This is a genomic window from Persicirhabdus sediminis, from assembly GCF_016595495.1.
GTDB lineage: Bacteria > Verrucomicrobiota > Verrucomicrobiia > Verrucomicrobiales > Akkermansiaceae > Persicirhabdus > Persicirhabdus sediminis.
Genome location: NZ_JAENIM010000023.1, coordinates 19,474 through 41,179 on the forward strand (window position 1 = coordinate 19,474; position 21,706 = coordinate 41,179).

Below are 21,706 nucleotides of genomic sequence, written 5' to 3' on the forward strand. Positions count from 1 at the left end.
CAAAATGCCTGGTTCAGCCAGGCATTTTATTTCTAACCCAACTACTCTAACCTCTTTCATAAGCCAAATCATGTTCTTTGCCACAACAGCAATCGACTACACTAACGGAGCTCCACACATTGGCCACGCGTACGAAAAGGTACTCACCGATGTGATCTGTCGCTACCGCCGCCTAGCTGGAGATGAAGTTTTCTTCCTCACCGGCGTGGACCAGCACGGACAAAAAGTCCAACAGACAGCTGAAAAAGAAGGTGTCAATCCAGCTACCTTCTGCAAAAAGAATACCAAGAAGTTCCTCAACCTGTGGAAAAAACTTGGCCTGCAATACGACGGCTGGGCTGAAACAATCGACGCCAGACACAAAGCTTGTGTGCAAACGATCCTGAACGATCTGCACGACCGCGGCCAGCTATACAAAAAGGCTTACAAAGGATTTTACTCCGTTCGCCAAGAACAATTCCTAACCGACAAAGAGCGTGGTGAAGACGGTGAGTTTGGCGCTGAATGGGGCGAAGTAGTAGAAATCGAAGAAGAAAACTGGTACTTCAAACTCAGCGAACACGTCGCTTGGCTGCGCCAGTTTGTTGAGTCTAACGAAGACTTCATCATTCCAGCATTCCGCCGCAGTGAAGTCCTCAATGCCATTGAGCGCGCTGAAGGAAATGACCTGTGTATTTCTCGCCCGAAGTCACGCCTACGTTGGGGCATCGAGCTTCCATTCGACACCGACTACGTCACCTACGTTTGGTTTGACGCGTTGATCAACTACATCTCATTTGCTGGCTACCTAGCAGCAGACGACGCTGAGCTTCCAGAATTCGAAAAACTCTGGCCAGCTAACATCCACGTGATAGGCAAAGACATCATGGTGCCATCACACTCTATCTACTGGCCAATCATGCTCAAAGCTATTGGCTTCACAGACGAGCAAATGCCACAACTCCTCGTTCACGGCTGGTGGAACATCAAAGGTGAGAAGATGTCTAAATCACTTGGCAACGTCGTCGATCCAGACGTGCTCGCCGACAAATTTGGTACCGATGCACTGCGCTACTACCTCGTTCGCGACATCATCACCGGTAAAGACGCCGACTTCAACCTCGACCGTCTCATCACTCTCTACAATACCGAGCTAGCTAACAGCCTCGGCAACCTCTGTAACCGCTCGCTCAATATGACCAAGCGATTCCTTGGTGGCGAGCTGAAGTCATTTGAGTACGATAGTGATGACTGTATCGCCCTACGTGAATCACTAACAAAGTCAACCGCCGACTACCACGAAGCGATGCAAAAGTACGATACCTCAGCGGCAATGCGAGCTATCTACTCGCACGTTAGCTACTGCGATGGCTTCGCCCAGCGCAACGCACCGTGGGAGCTAGCCAAACACGAAGACAAACAGGACCAGCTAGCAGCCGTTCTCTATCACATGGTAGAAAGCGTTGCTCACATCAGCATTCTGCTAAGCCCAGTACTGCCTGAGTGCAGCGCAAAAATCCAAAGCCAGCTCCTCAAGCCTGAACTCTCTGAGCTACTGCTTGACCAACTGAAATGGGGATTGATGCAAGCCGGCGACCAAACTGGTAAACCAAAACCAGTCTTCCCACGTATCGTCGTAGAAGAACTACCAGCTGAATAGCCCACCTATCAGCTCAATATTCCAGCTAGCTGGAAATACAATCTAGCAAAAAGCCGAAGCTCATCGCTTCGGCTTTTTTTGTATCTGAAAATCATTAGCTGGACATACAATCACACTAATCATTAGAGTGAGATAAAAGCAGACACAACATGCCGACCGTAACTATATCAGACGAAAAATTAGGCTCAGGTTCCAGCGCTAGCTCTAAGATGACCATCTCATTCTTGGACGAATCCATGACGGTACGAGAACTCATTAAAGAGCGAATCTACCAAGAAGTCGCAGAGTACAATCTATCAATTACTCAAGAAACTAAGCAACCAACACTTCTCATCACACCAAACAGGGATGAGCAACGCCTAAACGCAGGCTCAGATAACAGCCGCAAAAAGAAACCCAAGCCGCAGCCAGTCGATTGGCTGCAGCAATACGATACCGCCTGTGATGCCTTTGAAAGGAATGGCTTCTTTATCGTCATAGGAGAAAAGCAAGTTAGCGATCTGGATGAAGTGGTTTCTCTCACTGCTAACACAGATGTAAGCTTCGTGAAACTCACACCCTTAATTGGAGGTTAATGATTATGTGCAAAATTGAAAATCTACTAGAGCAATACCTACGGTCAGTTGAAAACATCTCACCACACGATAGTGAACGAATCACCTCACACCCAAGCTGCAAAGCTCTGCTAGATCTCCCCCCTTCCGAGCAAGTAGAATTAACATCTCTATTATGCCAGCATTATGATTCAATCAGCAAGGCTATGGAGCTTCCGGAAAGCAAGCGAGCTGCGGCTCTCGCTGACAGGGTAAATATAAAGCTAATTCTAGCCAGCCTACTACGAAGGAAATTACCCTTCACTGATAGTGTTCTACGGCAAGTCGCCACAGTTCTTGCTCAGTTAAGCAGCTGGGGATCCTGCCCTCAGGCCTACTTTGGCACTACAGTTAGTAGATACCAGAAATCTGGAAAAGAGCTTTCGCCCCGACTCATTGACGCCTGCGCAAAGCTGATCAAACAATGGGGAAACGGCAACCCTGAGCAGAAGAAATGGGCTGCAAAACTTAGGGATCCACTAGGAGACGACTTCAAAGAGTTGCCTAAAAACCCTATCAACAAGAACGGCGAAGTATTTGCTGAAGCCCTATTAGATGACCTCGAAGAGATGAACGACACCTCACATATACAGTGGGTTACTCTCATTGATCATGCCTCAGACAGCCAACCAGGTAGCCCAACGAAAAAATGGCTGCGCACCGCTGAGAAACACATTGACGCTATAGGACAACAATCAGTCTGTAACAACCTTATCAAATGGTTTCCACTAATCGACAAACCGTCTACAGCTGAAGACTCTGATGAAGAGACATACTATTTAGACAGCTCACTATTATTCTGTGAACCCCACTTAGCTGTACTTAAAGGTTTAGCTTGGACGGCCGCGCTCGTAGCAAATGACGAGCTAACTAGAGTCATTGGCGAAGCTGGCATAAGCAGCTACAAAAAGGTACCTGGCATTGGTGCCAGAGCTACTCGTGTAGGGAACGCATGTGTCTGGGCTCTTGGACACATTGGCTCAGACTGCGCTCTAGCACATCTTGCCCTAATGAAAACCAAAGTAAAATTTGGCACTGCCCAGAAAAGTATTCAAAAAGCACTCGTCAAGCTAGCAGCTCAAATCAATGTCACTACTGACGAGTTAGAAGAAATGAGCGTTCCTGAATACGGCTTAACTGAGGTTGGTGGCTATCAAGAGCAGTTAGGAGAATACACTGCAGTTGTCACCGTCATTGATAAAAAACCAACCTTGAGCTTCATTAACCCAAAGGGGAAAGCTATCAAGTCAGTGCCTGCAGCAGTCAGAGCTGATTATGGAGAAGAACTAAAAGAGCTCAGAGCGAGCCTTAAAGATCTTGAAAAGATGATTAGCGCACAGAGAGAGCGGCTAGATAACATCTTCCTGCTAGAAAAGTCTTGGTCGTATTCAATCTGGAGCGAAAGATATTTGAACCACCCTGTCGTAGGCATACTTGCACGACGACTGATCTGGACTTTGACATTAGACGGTAAGATGACTGAAGCAATTTGGCTAGAAGGAGGTTTAAAGGACATCAATGGAGTGGAGGTTGATATTGATATCAATAATACCACCGTCCAAATATGGCACCCTATCAACTCTGAAGCTGATGTCGTCATGGAGTGGAGACGCTTTCTATTTGAATATATGATTCAGCAACCATTCAAGCAAGCTCACCGAGAAGTTTACTTGCTCACGGATGCTGAGAAAAATACCGAGATATACTCCAACCGCTTTGCATCACATATACTCAAACAGCACCAATTTAGTTCACTTTGCGCCATTAGAGGCTGGAAAAACAAACTACGCATGATGGTAGACGACTGCTACCCGCCCGCCTATAAAGAACTACCTAACTATGGATTGCGTGCTGAATTCTGGATCGAAGGTATTGGCGATGACTGGCACGAAGATTACGTCGTTGATTCAGGAGCATACCGCTATCTATCTACTGATCAGGTTCGTTTCTATAAAATCGACTCCCCCTTACTATATGCTCATGCTTGCGGAGGCTCATACGGTCAAGGTTGGGGAAATGAAACTAGTGAAGCCCCGCTAGACATAGAAGACATCCCGCCATTAGTTCTATCTGAAATCTTACGAGACGTTGACCTCTTTGTTGGTGTAACCAGCGTTGGCAATGACCCTAATTGGAGTGACGGCGGCCCAAATGGAAGTTTCCAAAATTATTGGAATGAGCAATCATTTGGTAACTTAGGCGAAACCGCTGAGATGAGAAAAGAAATTCTCCAACATCTACTTCCGAAACTCAAAATCGCAGACCGATGTGAACTAGAAGGAAAATTCCTCAAAGTAAAAGGGTCAATACGTTCCTACAAAATTCATCTAGGTAGCGGAAATATTCTGATGACGCCAAATGACCAGTATTTGTGCATCGTCAAAGCTCCATCCAGAGTTTCTAGTAAAAATATAGTATTCTTGCCGTTTTCAGGCGACGACAAGTTATCGGTAATCTTATCCAAAGCATTTATGTTAGCTGATGATGATAAAATAAAAGACAGCACTATCCTATCACAAATCAACAGAGACTTCGTCTAGCTATTACACATTAACAAACTCGTACCCACCATCCAGCTAGCAGGAAATACAATCTAGCAAAAAGCCGAAGCTCATCGCTTCGGCTTTTTCATTGCTAGTCACATCAGCTAGAAACTACATTATTTAGAACCAGTGATAGAAAATTAGCTGCGAGCCAGCTAAGCCCACAGCTAATCACTCCTATCAATGAAAACGACTGGTTTTCATTATTATTTACTCCTTCTCCACAAAAGACTGATGCCACCTAAGGCTACGAGCAATATAGAACTCGGTTCAGGAACGGCCTGTGATGCGCTAGCACCAGCACCTACCTCTGAGACTAACTTCTTCTCTAATGAGCTCTGCACATCAGAAAAGGTATCCGTAGGTTGGGCAAAAGCATCCACACCGCCAGCCTCTCCACCAATGACGTAAGTTTCATAATAGCCAACCAAATCGCCACCAGCATTACCGATAGGCAGACCATTAATCATGTCGACGCCGGATGCTAGAGCCGCTTCTGAAGCGGCCTTCACATTGAGGGCTCGGTTAACATTGTCGGGCGGAGTATTGTTATCGTAGCCGTCGCCTGAGATATCAATAATCTGCGAAATGGAAGTGAATCCATTGTCAGTTAGGCCGCCAGTTTCAGTACCGAAGGTTGTGGCACCATATTCCAAAGCCGAGCCAATGGCCGTCATGCCACTGTATGGGCGGACCGTCTGGCTGATAGCGTCCGCAAAGGCATTCGCTGATTCAGAGCTATTGATCGCTGTCCAATTAACAGCCATCGCCTGATCACTGCTGCCAGACCAAAATGCTAGAGCGACGGCAATCGTACCTTCGCTGCCAGCTTGAATCGCACTCAGCACATCGGAACTTCGAAATGCCTCTGCGTAACCTTGCATCATTAGATTGTATTCGTTAGAATCAACACTGCCTGATACATCAACAAGTAACAGGAGCTCAGTATCTACTATCGTGGCCGCCTGCAACTGAAGGGTCGCGCAAGAAAGCATGGCGACCACCGAAGCTGAAGCGAACATTTTCGAGCCTGAGTCCAATCGCTGTTGGATATTTTTTATGTTCATCATTCTTAGGGGTTATGAGGTATCGGGTTAATTGAGCACCTATATAGAAGCTCAGCCCCATTCATTGCACACACTATGCCAATCTAAATAGCCCCACTGGCAAACCCCCATTCCATATAGCATAATTTAGATATCCGCGAAATTTGCTGTGATCACAAGAATCTCAAAAGCAGTAAAACTTACAGACAAGTCAATCAACGATTGTAATTTTTACAGCCTCGTATTTACCCCCTTAAAACATTCTGACAAAACAGTTTGTAGCAACTACCAATGGCTGTTATCTATACATCATGGGTAATAATTTCGCTAGACCGTTAGAAGATAGAGTCCTTGTCTATGCGCTCATCATAATTTCGTCTATGGTTGCTCTTATTTCAGCCTTTATCGTCAACCGCAAACATGAGAACCGAGAGCTCATGAACCAGACTGAGCCGGAAATCATTGCCCATGAGGTGGCGCAGACTAACAAGGGGAAATGGTATTCCCCCTACCAGAGTAATCTAGAAGAAATAAGCAATACTTTCCGCCAGCTCACCAACGAAAAACGCTCCTACGTCATCTTTACTAATGGCAGCGTGGTACCCATCACCGAACCCAACAGATCTCCAGCTGAATCGGCCAAACAAATCATCGAACGCTATGCCTGTCCCGAAGTAAGATTCCAGCTGGCTGAAACTAAAGAAGGCAATTTTATGGTCAACTTCGAAGGCCGAATCATCGTTCTCGTTTACGCCAAGGACATGAACGAAAATGCCGAAGTGCTGCAAGATTACTACAGAGGATTAACGGCGGATGAAATCAATGCCTTATACCTCAAAAAACAAGAACTCCCTTACAAATCACGCATTGGCATTCTAGCTAGATCACTCCTGCTAGCAGACAAAAAAGAGCCCGAGATCTATAAGATTCTCAAGCTCAAAGAAAGCTAACAAGCGAAGATACCCAATCCACTAATCTAGCTAGAAACGGCTTGGTGGCAGTATTTTTCAATCACCTTGCGAAGATTATCAACGTTGATAGGTTTCGCTAGATAGCCATTCATGCCCACTTTCAAACAGCGGTCTTCATCTTCAGGTAAGGCATTGGCTGTCATCGCTACGATGGGAATCGACTTATTGGCTTCACCAGCTTTGCCTTCGCGAATCAGGGTCGTCGCTTGTAAACCGTCCATCACAGGCATCTGGATATCCATCAGAACTAGCTGGAACGGTGCGGAATCTGCAATCACCTTGATAGCCTCTTCACCATTGTTAGCTAGCTCAACTTCCAGCTGCTCTTTGCTAAGCAAGACCTTAGCCAAGCGAGCATTGATTTGATTATCCTCTACCAAAAGAACTCTATCACCAGCTGTGATAGCCGCGCTACTATTTGGATGTAACTTCTTCAGCTGCGCTTGGTGGCTCATCAATGCATCTATCAGGCATTTCTTAAGAATCGCCTTTTTCAAAGGTTTATAAAGCACTGTCTGATAGCCGAGACTATGCGCTAGGTCACGCTGGCCAGCTAGACGAGATGAGGAAAGTAAGACCATGCCCGCTTTTCGTTTGGTAAATCTACGTGTCACCTCACGGGCAAACTCAAAGCCATCCATCTCGGGCATCAACATATCTACAACAAACAAATCAAATCCAGCGCGGTCTTCGTGAATGATCTGCAAGGCCTCGCGACATGAGGAAACCATCGTCACGTCACATTCCCACTGAGTGAGCCAGGCTTGAAGCAGGAGTAGGTTTTCAATTCTATCATCAATCACTAATAGCCTCTGACCTTTCAGCACATCTGCCTGAAGATCGCTTTCTTGTTCTTTATCCTGCACGGCATAAACTGGCAGGGTGAAATGGAATGAAGATCCTTTGCCACGTGTCGACGTCGCATCGATGGTTCCGCCCATCGCCTCTACCAACTGGCGACAAATCGCCAATCCGAGGCCGGTTCCGCCATACTTACGTGTTGTCGACGCATCAGCCTGCTCAAATGGGTTGAAGATACTGTCCTTGGTTTTTGTATCAAAGCCGATCCCTTCATCTTCGACGCTGAATTTAATAAAGTGTGGCCCGCAACTCTCAACGACAACTCGCACCATGCCTTCGTTAGTAAACTTAATGCCATTAGAAATTAGATTGAGCAAGACCTGTTGGAGCCTGGACGCATCGCCATGTAGGACATCGGGAACCTCCTCGCCAATTGAACTCGTCAGCAAGATTCCCTTAGCTGTAGCAGCAGGCAGCTGAATATCGATGCAATGTTCGATACTTTCGACGACATCAAAATCGACAAACTCCAGTTCGACCTTACCGCTGTCTAGGCGGGAGAAATCTAAAATATCATTGATGATATGCAGCAGCATATCACCACTGCGACGAATCAAATCGAGATGTTGTTTCTGCTCTTCTGATAGTGGTGAATCCATTAGAATCTCGGTGAAACCTAGAATGCCATTCAATGGCGTACGGATCTCATGACTCATTGTCGCTAGAAAAAGTGACTTCGCCTTGTTAGCTTTAATCGCCTCAGTGGTCGCCTTTTGCAGCTCCAGCTGAACTTCCACGCGGCCTGAAATATCGCGCACAATCCCTTGGCAAATGGTTTCCCCTGCTACCTCAAACTGAGTGGCTGAAATTTCCACGGGCAGCGGAGCGCCTTCACTGCGAACCATCACCGTTTCAAAGCGTACCAATCCAATCCGCCTAAGTTTTTCGGCGGCGTTAGCTGAAACCTCACGCTCTTCGCGCGGGTGAAGGTTCATGATATTTCCCCCTATCAGCTGCTTACGCGTCATCTTCAACAGATCACAAATGCTGTTATTAACATCAATGATTTCGCCATCCTGGTGGTGTAAAATAATGCCATCCACAGAGGAGTGAAAGAGCGCGGTAAACTTCTGCTCTTCTATATGATAGCGTTTCGCCTCTTCTAGGATTTCCCTCTCTAGCTGTTTATTTGCCTCGTAGAGCTCGGTGCTCTTGGCTTCTAGCAGACCCTCAGCTTGCAACCTAGCGGATTTCTCCCTCAGGTAGCGCTTTTCCCACTTACTGACGTCGTCACCCGGCATCGCTAACTCGTTTTGATGATGAACAATTCACGACCACCTTCTAATGGCTGGCGCTCAACTTCGGCGTCAGAGTGAAACCATTTTAGGCATCCTTGAATCAAACCGTCGCAAACATCTTCTAAATGTCTGCTAGATGAATAGATCATGTGTAAAACTTTACCACCGGGCTGGCGCTCACATTCAAATGTAGGCAGCTCAGCATCAGGATAGAGTTTTCGCACTTCGACATGGATGTAGGTTTCTACTTTTTCGAGGAAATCTAGAGCATCTCGCGCACCATCCATGAACACAGGGTGCGCGTTCGCCAAACTGCTAAAAAGGTAGCTACCAAATGCTGACAGGAGTTCGCCAGTAGGTACGCCAGTGATTTTAGACATAGAGACGACTAGGTCTACCATCTCTTTGTGATCGTAGGTCCCAACAGCCGTGTAGGCACCACCTGACGGCACATCCGCCTGCTCGATGATGTCGTCCACCATATCCAGACCGTGCTCGGCCTCCACCATTTTTAGAAATTCAACAAAAACAACCCCTTTCATAAGGGCATCATATTGAAACACTTTTAGAATAAATAAAAGTCAATTCTGGTAGATTAGATAATTTAATCTATCTGTATACTCAGGATTGCAGATAGATAGCAGGATTTCAGCTAGCTAGCAGCTAGATATCCAGCTGGTTTCTTACCAAACCATCTTTGACTATCAATGTGCGATCGCCAAGCTCTGCGAGATGTTCGTCGTGAGTAACCACAACTAAAGTCGCGTTACTTTCGTCAACAATCTCCATCAGCATCTGCAGCACTTCCTTACCATTTCGCGAATCGAGATTGCCAGTAGGTTCGTCGGCAAAGACGACTTCTGGCTGGTTCACCAACGCTCTAGCAATAGCTACACGCTGTTGCTCCCCACCTGATAGCTCAGATGGCAAGTGATCGAGACGATTTTCTAATCCTACTCTAGCGAGCGATTCTTTAGCTAGTTGGAATTTATTTTTCCCACCAATCATGGCTGGGACCATGACATTTTCCAGCGCGGTCAGCTCGGGCAGCAGGTAGTAATTCTGGAATATATACCCCATCTTGGCATTTCTCAGCTGCGCCTGTTTTTTGCGGCTAAGCCCGTAGAGGTCAATACCATCAATCTCTACTCGCCCTTGCTGAGGCGCCTCCAAACCAGCGAGCGTATACATCAAGGTAGTTTTGCCCGCGCCACTTGGCCCACAGAGAAAAACTTTCTCACCGCGACCAATTTCCAAATCAACACCATGGAGAACCTCCACGCTTTTTTTAGCGAGTTGATAGCTACGGTGAACATCTTTGGCGACAATCCATGCTGGCTGATTCATGGCCACTACTTACTGCATTTTTCACAGCTCGACGAGCAGGAATTTCACCGCAGTGCGCTGACCTTAATCAAGCACTGGTGGCGAAATTCTACCTAGAACTTTTTCCATGCACGCACACTCTGGCAGATGGCCGAGACACCTAAACCTGACGCCATGCCAATCCACATGCCCTGAGCACCAAAATCAGTCATTTTAGCTAGAAATGCCCCCACTGGCACGCCGATGATCCAGTAGCTCAAACCAGCCATCCATGCTGGAATTTTCACATCCGCGATACCACGAAGCGCAGCCGCGGAGATGACCTGCATGCCATCGACGATCTGGAAAACACCAGCCACGATCAACAGGCTCGCAGCCAGCACAATCACCTCACGCTGCTCAACAATCTGAGCGGCAATCCATTCTCCAGCTAGTAAAAATGCCGCCATCGATACAAAGCTAGACATCAAACCAAACATCCAGCCACTCACTAAGATTTTCTTCAATCGCTGATGTTCACCTGAGCCCGTGACCTCACCAGTGCGCACGGTGATAGCCATCGATATGCCCAGCGGCACCATAAATGTGATGCCTGAACATGTCAGCGCTACTTGGTGCGCCGCCAGCGGCACCTCACCTAACGAACCGATGACCAAGGCGCCAGCTGAAAACATGCCAACCTCCATCATCAAAAATAAGGCCACGGGCACGCCTAGGTGCAGCATGGATTTGAACTCGTCAATGTGCCACGCACGCAGCCACTTTCGCGGCGCCCATTTTTTCACTGACGGCGCATGATTAATCCAAATGAAAACCGCCACCGCAGTGTAGATGCGCGAAATCAAAGTCGCCCAGCCAGCGCCTTCCAGCCCGAGCTCAGGAAATCCCCAATTGCCGTAAATAAGCAGCCAGTTGAGCACGATATTGGCAAATACCCCGGAGATAAAGATCCAGAACGATGGCCATGGATGATTAAGCGCATCACCGTGGTATTTCCAGCCAAGCGCTAACATGGCTGGCAACAATGACCAGGTCACCAATTTCAAATATCCCGGTGTGATGGCGGTGACTGACTCCGGCTGGTCAAATAAATCCAATCGAGGAATCAGTAACATCACCACCGTAAATACGAGGGCAAAATACAGACAAGCTAGCCAGCTGCCGTGGCGAACGGCCTCGCGCACCGCAGCAAAGTCTTTGCGCCCCCGCCCCTGCGCCACCTTGATAGAAACCGCAGCGAGCAATCCCATGCTGGACACCAGAGGCACCATCAGCAGGGTATTGGCAAAAGTAGACGCGCCCAGCGGCACCACGCCGATTTTACCAATCATGATGGTATCCGCCAAGCCGATGAGCATTTGCCCGATCTGACCAACGATCAGCGGCAGCGCTAACAGGATCGTTAATTTAGCCTCTTGCCAATAGCTGCGACCAACAGGCTCGTCGGATTGCGTCTTTTGCATAGCGCGTAGTCGTGTAAAATTTTGTTTCTGTCAAGATTTTCGACGACATACCCACACCTATTTGGGAAACAACCGTGTCCCTAGCTTAGTCTAAAAACTCACCGTTTCACCTAGCTGAGCAATATTCACTTCGCCATCGTGAACCTCCTCAAGAGCCATGCACAATGCCTGCGAACGACGTGGTTCACCGTGGACTAACCAGACTTTTTTCTTAGGTCCGCCCATTTTGTGGAAATAATCCATCAGCTCAGAATGATCGGCGTGCCCGGAGAATGAATCCATGATTTCCACCTTCGCTTTCAGCTCATGCGGCTGACCAAAAATATTCACCGTTTCGTGACCGTGGCGGATTTTCCACCCTAAGGTATTTTGCGCACAGTAGCCGACAAAGAGGATCGTATTTTTGGGATCCGCAATGCTGTTGCGCAAGTGGTGGAGAATGCGCCCCGCCTCACACATGCCTGATGCCGAGATGATGATGCTCTGGCCTTCGCGTGCATTGAGTTTTTTCGAATGTTCAACCGAACGAATCAATGTGAGACCTTCAAAACCAAATGGATTTCGCTTCTCTTGCAGGAATGTATACACGTCGTCGTTGAAACACTCTGGGTGCAGGCGGAAAATTTCCGTCGCATTCACCGCCAGCGGGCTATCTACAAAAACCGGCACCTCTGGGATTTTGCCTTCTTCTAGCAGCTGGTGAAGAACATACAGAATCTGCTGGGTTCGCTCGACGGCAAAACAAGGAATGATAATCTTGCCGCCACGGTCTAACGCGCGGTTCACAATCTCTGCAATTTCCTCACTAGCGCGTGTACCGAGCTCGTGCTCGCGGCCACCATAAGTGCTTTCCATGAGGAGAAAATCGACATGATCCGCAGCCTCTGGATCTTTGATAATATCATTATTACCTCTACCAACATCACCAGAGAATAGGAACTTCTTGGTTTTTCCGTCCTCTTCGTCCTTAATCGTTAGTAAAATCTGAGCACTTCCAAGAATGTGGCCGGCGTCGAGAAACTTTAAGGTGATCCCATTACCTATCATCATCTCGCGACCGTCACCAATATTGACAAACTGCTTCATTGCGCGGTCTGCATCCAGTGCTGTGTACAGCGGCTCTATCAATGGCAAACCCTTTTTCTTGTTCTTTTTATTCACCCAGTCAGCGTCGCTTTTTTGAATCTTCGCAGAGTCTGTTAGCATCACCTGACACAAATCTCTGGTAGCAAAGGTAGCGTAAATATTCCCTTCAAACCCTTTGGCTACGAGGTTTGGCAAGTTACCACTATGGTCAATGTGAGCGTGAGAAAGGATCACACAATCAATCTCAGCTGGGTCGAAGTGTGGAAAACAACAGTTAATCTGACGCGCATCATCGCGGTGACCTTGATAAAGGCCACAATCTAGCAAGATCTTCATTCCGTTGACCTCTAGCAAATGCTGAGATCCCGTCGTTGTGCCAGCGGCTCCACAAAACTTTAATTTCATAATGATTCAATGTTATCTGCCAATATCAGACATAAATCACATTGTGGCCAGCAGATTCCAGACGATTTCTCACAAGCCATTCATAATGAAACCGCAAAATCTAAACAATCACTCAAACCATCAATGATGAGCTAGCTAATCTACCACTTCTTCCAGCTGGCAATCCACTAGATCATCCATCTCTAATTCCCCGTCGCTAGATGGCTTTGATAGAAAATAACAAAGCGCTGCGTGACCGATTAAAATAAACATCCAGCTACCAACAGCTAGGCCAAAAAACTGCCAGTCGTAAATGCCTAAACTGGCAACCCAAATGAACTGAACCGCGTTGATGATGAGAAATAGAATCACATGATAGACCAGACCAATAATCATCGCGCTGCAGCTATCAGACTCTAGCTGGCTCCACACCGAGGCATTGGCATACATCAAAATACAAAACACAATACCTACTGATAGAGTGAGTAAAAAATCCTGCCGGCGAATGGCAACATCCATCAAGGCGACAAAAATCACAACTAGTAAAAAGCTGTATGAAGAGAACCGTGCTGTAGCTGAGCTTAAGGGGATATTCATGAGGAGGTCTGGTTGCAAATTAATTGACAACTAGCAACTTAGCCCAAAATCAAAGTGAAAATCAAACAGTATTTTTAATTAGGCAAATTCTCAAGCCACGGGCTCACCGCCTCAGCTAAGAGATCAAGATACTTTTCCCTTGGGATTTCTTCCCCGCCAAACTGCCTCAAGTGATCGGTCATCCACTGGGTGTCTAGCAGCGTCATCCCTTCAGCGCGCATCCACTCCACCAAATGCACCAAGGCAATTTTGCTGGCGTCGGTTTTACGCGAAAACATGCTTTCGCCAAAAAACGCATCGCCCAAGCGAACCCCATACAGCCCACCCTGCAGGCCATCTTCATCCCAACACTCAAATGAATGCGCCAAGCCAAGTTCAAACAAATCGTGGTAGCTGGTAAAAATCACCTCATCAATCCAGGTCTGCTCACGGTCAGCACAACCTTGCATGACCTGAGCAAATGCCGTATTATGCCTTAGCTCAAATGGTTTCTTACGCAGCGACTTACGTAGCCCCTTGGGGATATGGAAGCGCTCATCAACAGGGATAACTCCGCGCATCATCGGCGCAAACCAATAGATCTCACCGTCTTCTGCCATGGGGAAAACACCTTCCGCATAGGCACCTATCAATATCTGTGGAGGAATTTGCTTCATACTTAGCTCGTTTTGGAGATCGCACTCATGATGCACCAACACCATACTAACAACCACAAGAAAGCTCGACAGTGAAGCTTAAAAGAGCCATTTTCTGAGCTCATCTCAATGCGCGTTCTCGACAGATACATAGCCAAGCAAGTTCTCCAAGCCACTATCTTTGGCGTTGCAGTTTTGACGGCTATTATGCTCTTGGGACATTTATTTCAGCAGATCCGTACGCTTTTGGTAGAAAATGGAGCTTCACCAGTCCTGCTGCTCCAGTTCATGGCCATTCTTGTGCCCTACTCACTTTTGTACACTGTGCCTTGGGGATTCCTAGCTTCTATCCTGCTAGTATTTGGGCGCTTATCATCTGAGAACGAGCTTGTTAGCATCCGCATGGCTGGCTGCAGCCTGCTGCGCACCGCCATGCCAGTTTTCATCATAGCAGCCATTCTCAGCATGCTCGCATTCTGGATCAATACTACGGTGAGCCCGCAGTCAAAGGATCGCAGCCGGACACTGCTGCGTGAAATTGCACTCAACAATCCACAGGCCCTGCTCCAACCAGGCATCGTCAGTAATCGAGAAGAAGTTAAAGTCTTTGTAGAAGACATGATCAAAGACGACGAACTGAAGGGCCTGCACCTCTACCAGGTCAATGATGAGGACAACGGCGGTTTTCCTAAGAGTTTCATTTACGCAGAAAACGCCCAGCTGAAGGTGAACAAAGAAGCACGTCAAATCAGCCTCAAACTCAAAAACGTCTACGCCGAAACCCGCGATGCAGACGGCAAGACCGACATGGCCTTCATTGGCGAGCAAGAACCTGTGATCTATACTTTCAGCAAAGACAACAAACGCGAAAAGAAACCGTCTGAGCTCACTAGCTGGGAACTCATTGAGCTCGTCAAAAGCGAGTCGATTGAAGCCTATCAGCTAGCTGGAAAATTGGGCCAGCCAATACAGGAAAAGGATCCATCTCGCTACAACAGCATGGGCCACGAGGTCCACAAACGATATGCATTTTCCCTTGCTTGTTGGTCACTTAGCCTAGTTGGCATCCCTCTGGGAATCAACGCCCGACGAAAAGAAACATCAACAGGACTTGCGATCAGCCTAGTTATTGGCTTAGGCTATTTTGCCTTCTTCTTTATCGCCGATGAATTTAACCGCTCCCCAGCCCCTACTGCCACCATTCTGTACTGGACACCTAACTTGGTCTGTCTGCTTCTCAGCGTCTGGTTATTCCGCCGTACCCGTGGCTAACCTGTTCACCCTCAGTTTAGCTGAATTATGAGAACGTGGCGTCACATCAAACACAATATGTTGCGCACCAGTCGGCGGGTGGCGAGAGGCAATGGCATTAACTTATTTCCATTTGTTGGCTCGCTGAAGCGCTATAACAGAAATAAGTTCAACTACGACATCCGCGCCGCCATCAACGTGGCGCTACTCGCCATGCCGCAGGGCATGGCCTACGCTGCGATTGCTGAAATCCCCATTGTTTACGGGGTGATTTGCTCCGCGCTAGCTGCGCTAGTTGCTCCATTTTTCTCTAGCTCACGACATACGATTCTCGGGCCAACTAATGCCACCGCATTGATGGTATTCAGTTTTTTTGTCACCAGCGGGCTAGAAATGGATGAAAAACTCCGCCTGCTTCCATTGCTTGTCTTTATGGTGGGCATTTTCTCGGTAGCGGGATCCTTCCTTAAGGTGGCTGATCTATTACAATATGTTAGTCGCAGCGTACTCGTCGGCTATATCAGCGGCGCCGCCATCCTTATCATTTCTAACCAATTCAAGCATTTATTAGGCATTGCGCCCCAGCTGAGGGCTTTAGATAGCCATTCCTTTGTTGGCAATTTACAAGGCATGTGCACCTTGTATCGAGAATACCTTTGGCAACCATTTCTAATCGGAGGGCTAACACTTGCGCTGTTTTTCCTCTTACAGAAAAAATTCCGCGCCCTGCCCAACTTTGCCATTACCCTGACAGCCATCTCGGTGCTGAGCTACTTTTTAACATTTGCCGGAGTTGGATTTGACCAGGTAGCCACTTTCCAGAGTTTCAGCCCAGAATCACTCAAACCACAATTTCCCGACTTCGCTAGCTCAACGATATTCAACGATATCTCCATCTTGATGGCAGCCGCTTTTGCCATCGCCTTCCTTGCCTCGCTAGAAAATACATCGATGGCTAAATCACTAGCTAGCCGCACTAGCGATCGCGTGGACCTGAACCAAGATATGTTCTCAGTCGGCATGGCTAACATCGCCTGCTCATTTGTCTCCGGCATGCCATCATCAGGGTCGCTCACACGCTCAGCGCTTAACTACGAATCCGGCGCACAAACACGTTTTGCTTCATTTTTCTGCGGCCTCATCTGCCTAGGAGGCACCATTCTTCTAGCCTTCATTCCGCTAGTGCAATTCATCCCCAAAGCAGCTCTAGCCGCCTTAGTCATCGCTATCGCGCTGTCACTATTCAACCCACATGCCATCCGCATCTGCCTGCGCTCAACTAGTGATGACGCGCTCGTTTTGCTAGTCACATTTGTCGCCACCTTGCTCAGTCCACTATACGTGGCCATCTTTATTGGCGTTGCGCTCAGCATCACCTTATTCCTACGCAAAGCATCCCAGCCACATCTCATCGAATACGAAATGAACGACGAGGGAACGCTGCGCGAACTCGGCGAGAGACGAGAGCGACCAAATCCAGCCATCTCCATTGTACACGTCGAAGGTGATCTGTTTTTTGGCGCCGCGGAGCTCTTCCGCACTCAAATCCAGCGAACCATTGCCGACCCCAATCTCAAAGTGATCATTTTGCGACTCAAAAATGCTCACCACCTAGATGCCACCAGCGTGATGGCCTTGGAAGATCTTTTCAAACAGACCCGCAGAAAGGGACGCCACATTATTATCAGTGGTGCCACTCGTGACGTCTACAGAGTACTCAAGCAATCTGGTGTTTTGCAGACCGTGCAAGAAGGCTGCGACAGGAGCAAACGCGAATCCAATATCTTCATGCACTCACCGAGCAACCCCAACCTCTCGACCCGAGATGCGCTGAAAAGATCCCAGCAACTGCTCGGCACCGACAAGGCTGATATTAAAATTTACTTTGACCCGAATAAGGACAAATAGCATATTGGGTGGTACAACTAGTTCCCACTGATGAAAAACAAACTTTGCATCACCCTGCTTTTCTCTCTCACCCTGTTGGTTTTTACTCTGGGAATTAAAGCAAGCATACCGCCAGCTTTCACTCCTGCCTATCAGCTAGAAACGGGTGACATTGTCTTCCAAGAAAGTAACGATGGACAAGCAATCGCCGTCAAAGCGGCTACTGGCTCGCGCTGGTCGCATACCGGCATCATCTTTTTCCGCAATAATACCCCCTATGTGCTCGAGGCGATCCAGCCAGTCACGGTAACTTCACTCGAACGATTTGCCGCTCGCAGCCGTGGTGAAATCTACGCGCTGCGGCTTAAAGACAAAAGTAAAATCAATCACGCTACTTTGAACAAAGCTGTGGAGTTTTCTAACACCCACATGGGCAAAAACTACGATCGCAAATTTCTCTGGAGCGACGACAACATGTATTGCTCAGAATTAGTCTGGAAATTGTACAAAGAAGCCTTTGGCATAGAACTATGCAAACCTCGCACCTTTGGCAGCTACGACGTAGACCACCACAAAGTGAGGTCGCTCATCAAACAGCGCTTTGGTGATGAGAGCCTATTTCCACTGGACGAACTCGCCGTCGCTCCATCTGATATTGCTCAGTCAAATCTATTGATAGAAGTCCCTATCAATAAATAGATAATCTAGTCTTCTCTAGAACATTTCATTAGAAAATTCATCCGCAATTTCTAATGTCTCCTTGATTAGACAGCTGAGTTCCATTAGTGACTCAGTATGACAAATCCTAATGAGTTGCATCCTGACATCCACCGTCAATTTGCCCGCAGCTGTTTCAATGATGCTTGGAAGCTCATGGAGCTAGCAAAACGCAAAAAGTCAGAAGATGCGCAGATGATCACTCTCGCTCATACATCGCTTTGGCACTGGCAGCAGTTAGAAGAATGCTCTGAGCTAGAAATCTCGGTGGGCTACTGGCAGATTTCGCGCATTTACAGCCAGTTAGCAGACTCACAGATGGCCATTCACTTTGCCAAGTTGTGCCTACGCGTGAGTCGCAAGCTCCCGCCATTCTACCTCGGCTATGCCTACGAGGCGTGTGCTCGTGGCTACGCTATCGCTGGAAATAACGACGAAGCTCAACAACTTCTCGAGCTAGCTCACACAGCTTGTGCGCAGATTAGTGAACTCGAACAAAACAATCAGTTAGAAAAAGATCTGCACGACATCTCACAGATATAGCGAGTTACGAGCTATGCAGAATGCCTTTAGCTAAAAATCTATCAACATCAGGAAATATGAATCGTTAATGTACGTATTACCTTATCCCGCCTTCACCCAAACCGCGGATAAAAAACATTTTCACATTCAAACTTTACAGATGCACTGCAACCAATCAAGTATTCACATCACACTCGCACAATAGCTATAACACATGAGCACTGAAAATAACACAAAAGTTGAAGTCATACCTAAAAAGTATCTTCTGTCCTTCATCATGGTCACCTCACTGTTTTCACTGTGGGGCTTTGCCAACGATATCACCAACCCCTTAGTAGCAGCATTCAAAGATGTCTTTGTCATCAGCAATGCCCAAAGTAGCTGGGTGCAAGCCTGCTTCTACGGCGGCTACGCGACCATGGCGATTCCGGCGGCGATCTTCATTCGTAAGTATTCCTACCGAGCTGGTATTATTCTAGGCCTAAGCCTGTATGCGTGCGGCGCGATGCTCGCAATCCCAGCGGCTAACATGGCTAACTTCAACATCTTCCTCGTAGCCTTCTACGTTATCACCTTTGGTTTGGCCTTCCTCGAAACAACAGCCAATCCATACATTCTATCAATGGGTGATGAGAAGACCGCTACTCAGCGTCTCAACCTAGCCCAGGCATTCAATCCAATCGGCTCACTAACGGGTATGGTTGTTGCCAGCATCTTTATTCTTTCTAACCTAGCCGTTGAAGACTTCCGTAGTGACGTCAAAGGATATAACAGTGAGCTCAACGGAGTTTCTGAAAATGTCGAAGAATTCAACATTCTCCCCATTTTAAAAGCGGATCCTAACGGCCGCGTACATGACAAAAACATCGAAGCATACGTCATCGAAAAAACAGCTGAGAAGAAAGCTGTAGCTGTACAAGCTCTTGAAGGCTACCAAAACGGTGCCTTCTCAACACCAGCTGAACTAGCCACTTACGCTAGTGAGCAAAATATACCTGAAGCTGATGCTAATTTCGTCGATGATTACTTCAGTACACCAAAAGGCGACGCCTTACTTCCATTAGAGCAAGTGATCTCAAAGGTAGAGAAATTCAAAATCCCTAACGGCGACCTCATCAACATGGCGCTTAGAGATTATAAAAATGGAATCATTCCGTCATTCACAGGAAAGAACCATGCAGATTTCCAAGGTGATGACCTCGACATCATCTCAACGCCCTACATGATCATTGGTTTTGTTGTACTCACTGTGCTCGTGCTCTTTATCGTGGTGAAGCTTCCACACACCGAGAATCCTAACTCGAACGACCATGAGTTGCATTTCTCAGCTACTTGCAAGCGCTTATTCACCAACCCACGCTACGTCGGTGGTGTGATTGCCCAAGCCTTCTATGTGGGCGCCCAAATCATGTGCTGGACCTACATCATCCAATACGGCCAGCAAAACCTTGGCATGGATAAAGCTACTGCACAGAACCACAATATTCTGGCGATGGTTATCTTCCTGTGCAGCCGCTTCATTTGTACCTTCTTCCTGAAATTCGTTAGCCCAGGCAAACTACTTGCAGCTCTATCACTAGTAGCCATTGCGCTGTGTTTGGGTACCATTCACCTTCAGGGCATGGGCGGCATCTACTGCCTCATCCTCACATCAGCATGTATGTCTCTGATGTTCCCAACTATCTACGGAATCGCGCTGGAAGGTGTGGGGCCAGATGCAAAACTAGGCTCAGCTGGTCTAATTTTTGCAATTGTTGGTGGTGCATTTATGCCTCGTTTACAGGGTGGAATTATTGACATGGAAAGATTTATGGGCACTACAGGTATCCGTGGGTCATTCTACCTGCCTCTAATTTGCTTTATCGTGATCGCTATTTACGGTTTTCTTTTCAGCAAGAGAAAAAACGCTTAATTTTCTCATCAGATAGCACCAATTAAAGATCATGAATCTGCTTCCCAAAAAATACTGTGCTGGTTTCACCTTCTTCAAAGACGGTGAGCTTGAGCAATACAAAGCCGCTAACGCGGAAATGCCTAGCGGCACCCTAGATACCCTTGCGGCTAATGGCGCAACTAACCTTTCCATGTTTACTGCTGAAGTAGACGGCAAAGATGTCGCCTTTAACCACTTCCGCCTAGACTCACCAAATTACTACAAGCCATTTGCCAAAGCGGCTAAAGTTCCGCAAATCGCCGAGTGGTTTGGCAAATGTGCCCAGCACCAACAACCGCATCCGTTTTCTGCCAAGCAAGGCAAAATGTGGCGCGCGCTGGAACCGGTGTATTTCACAGAAGGTAATAAGTCAGAGCCAAAGGGACCAGTTCGCAAAGTAGCTGCCGTCACCGGGCTGAAGTTTGAAAAAGAGATGCAGTACCGCACACTGCACCTCACCCCGTGGCAAGGCGTTCTCGATACCATCGCCAAAGCTAACATCCGTAACTACAGCATCTACCTCACAGACATTGGTGATAAGCTCTACCTCTTCTCTTACTTCGAGTACATTGGTGACAGCTACAAGAAAGACATGGAAGCCATTGGCGACTGTCCTGTGACGCAGCGCTGGTGGAAACATACTGACCCGTGTCAGATCCCACTGCCAACCGCAGCAGCTAAAAATGAGATCTGGACGGTCATGGATGAAATTCCATGGGGCGCCCAACTCAAGTAGCCGACAGAATATTTAATATATCAATACAAAGCCACCCTCACAGCCATTCTGTGATGGTGGCTTTTTAATTATCATGACCTAACGAATAACATGACTTCCAGTAGCACGGAAGCAAGCGCCATTAACTCCCTATTTTAAGCAGATAAGAGAAGCAAGTTAGCCATCGATAGAAGATCAAATAAACATTCAACACTAAAAATCAATTTAAATAGATTGCACCATCCGTCATACAGAATGAAGAAAATGACAAATTAATGGCAAAATCTAATTGATTGATT

The 21,706-nt window shown here is 47.3% G+C and carries 18 protein-coding genes; 10 read left to right on the plus strand and 8 right to left on the minus strand.

Going from position 1 to position 21,706, the window contains the following annotated elements; translation table 11 throughout:
- Positions 1–70 precede the first annotated feature (70 nt).
- The 3 genes from metG to JIN82_RS05195 all read left to right on the plus strand — a co-directional run bounded on the left by metG (position 71) and on the right by JIN82_RS05195 (position 4,772).
- A complete protein-coding gene (metG, locus tag JIN82_RS05185; RefSeq protein ID WP_200310584.1) occupies positions 71–1,639 on the plus strand; it encodes a methionine--tRNA ligase in 1,569 nt (522 codons plus the stop codon).
- Between the two features lie 209 nt (positions 1,640–1,848).
- Entirely contained in the window at positions 1,849–2,214 is a 366-nt protein-coding gene (locus JIN82_RS05190) for a hypothetical protein (RefSeq protein WP_234041787.1), read from the plus strand.
- 185 nt (positions 2,215–2,399) lie between these two features.
- Complete coding sequence (locus JIN82_RS05195; RefSeq protein ID WP_234041788.1) at positions 2,400–4,772, plus strand: DUF4132 domain-containing protein; 2,373 nt, start codon at positions 2,400–2,402, stop codon at positions 4,770–4,772.
- A 209-nt stretch (positions 4,773–4,981) separates the two neighbouring features.
- On the opposite strand, the gene JIN82_RS05200 is transcribed toward JIN82_RS05195, so the two are convergent.
- On the minus strand, positions 4,982–5,845 hold the full coding sequence (locus JIN82_RS05200; RefSeq protein ID WP_200310587.1) for a DUF1194 domain-containing protein: 864 nt from the start codon (positions 5,843–5,845) through the stop codon (positions 4,982–4,984).
- Positions 5,846–6,132: 287 nt separating this feature from the next.
- Between JIN82_RS05200 and JIN82_RS05205 the strand changes: the two genes are divergently transcribed.
- Positions 6,133–6,771, plus strand: a complete 639-nt coding sequence (locus JIN82_RS05205; RefSeq protein WP_200310588.1) for a hypothetical protein — start codon at positions 6,133–6,135, stop codon at positions 6,769–6,771.
- Between the two features lie 26 nt (positions 6,772–6,797).
- On the opposite strand, the gene JIN82_RS05210 is transcribed toward JIN82_RS05205, so the two are convergent.
- From JIN82_RS05210 to aat, 7 genes are all read right to left on the minus strand, one after another.
- A complete protein-coding gene (locus tag JIN82_RS05210) occupies positions 6,798–8,894 on the minus strand; it encodes a response regulator (RefSeq protein WP_200310589.1) in 2,097 nt (698 codons plus the stop codon).
- Between the two features lie 2 nt (positions 8,895–8,896).
- A complete protein-coding gene (locus JIN82_RS05215; RefSeq protein WP_200310590.1) occupies positions 8,897–9,433 on the minus strand; it encodes a heme NO-binding domain-containing protein in 537 nt (178 codons plus the stop codon).
- A 121-nt stretch (positions 9,434–9,554) separates the two neighbouring features.
- The gene (locus JIN82_RS05220; protein WP_200310591.1) at positions 9,555–10,238 is read right to left on the minus strand and encodes an ABC transporter ATP-binding protein; all 684 of its coding nucleotides are present in this window, start codon (positions 10,236–10,238) and stop codon (positions 9,555–9,557) included.
- Between the two features lie 92 nt (positions 10,239–10,330).
- A complete protein-coding gene (locus JIN82_RS05225; protein ID WP_200310592.1) occupies positions 10,331–11,680 on the minus strand; it encodes an MATE family efflux transporter in 1,350 nt (449 codons plus the stop codon).
- 90 nt (positions 11,681–11,770) lie between these two features.
- A complete protein-coding gene (locus JIN82_RS05230) occupies positions 11,771–13,171 on the minus strand; it encodes an MBL fold metallo-hydrolase RNA specificity domain-containing protein (protein WP_200310593.1) in 1,401 nt (466 codons plus the stop codon).
- 135 nt (positions 13,172–13,306) lie between these two features.
- Positions 13,307–13,747: a hypothetical protein gene (locus JIN82_RS05235; protein WP_200310594.1), complete on the minus strand. Its 441-nt coding sequence runs from the start codon at positions 13,745–13,747 to the stop codon at positions 13,307–13,309.
- Positions 13,748–13,821: 74 nt separating this feature from the next.
- Positions 13,822–14,403 (minus strand): leucyl/phenylalanyl-tRNA--protein transferase, encoded by a 582-nt coding sequence (gene aat / locus JIN82_RS05240; RefSeq protein ID WP_200310595.1) that lies wholly within the window; start codon positions 14,401–14,403, stop codon positions 13,822–13,824.
- Positions 14,404–14,511: 108 nt separating this feature from the next.
- Here aat and JIN82_RS05245 point away from each other — a divergent pair, with 108 nt between their 5' ends.
- The 6 genes from JIN82_RS05245 (at position 14,512) to JIN82_RS05270 (ending at position 21,428) form a co-directional block, all read left to right on the plus strand.
- A complete protein-coding gene (locus tag JIN82_RS05245; RefSeq protein WP_200310596.1) occupies positions 14,512–15,654 on the plus strand; it encodes an LptF/LptG family permease in 1,143 nt (380 codons plus the stop codon).
- A 27-nt stretch (positions 15,655–15,681) separates the two neighbouring features.
- Complete coding sequence (locus tag JIN82_RS05250) at positions 15,682–17,541, plus strand: SulP family inorganic anion transporter (protein WP_200310597.1); 1,860 nt, start codon at positions 15,682–15,684, stop codon at positions 17,539–17,541.
- A 30-nt stretch (positions 17,542–17,571) separates the two neighbouring features.
- Positions 17,572–18,219 (plus strand): YiiX/YebB-like N1pC/P60 family cysteine hydrolase, encoded by a 648-nt coding sequence (locus JIN82_RS05255; RefSeq protein ID WP_200310598.1) that lies wholly within the window; start codon positions 17,572–17,574, stop codon positions 18,217–18,219.
- Positions 18,220–18,315: 96 nt separating this feature from the next.
- On the plus strand, positions 18,316–18,780 hold the full coding sequence (locus JIN82_RS05260) for a hypothetical protein (RefSeq protein ID WP_200310599.1): 465 nt from the start codon (positions 18,316–18,318) through the stop codon (positions 18,778–18,780).
- 193 nt (positions 18,781–18,973) lie between these two features.
- Positions 18,974–20,671, plus strand: coding sequence for an L-fucose:H+ symporter permease (fucP, locus tag JIN82_RS05265; RefSeq protein WP_234041789.1), 1,698 nt, complete (start codon positions 18,974–18,976; stop codon positions 20,669–20,671).
- Positions 20,672–20,702: 31 nt separating this feature from the next.
- The gene (locus tag JIN82_RS05270; protein ID WP_200310600.1) at positions 20,703–21,428 is read left to right on the plus strand and encodes an L-rhamnose mutarotase; all 726 of its coding nucleotides are present in this window, start codon (positions 20,703–20,705) and stop codon (positions 21,426–21,428) included.
- Positions 21,429–21,706 lie beyond the last annotated feature (278 nt).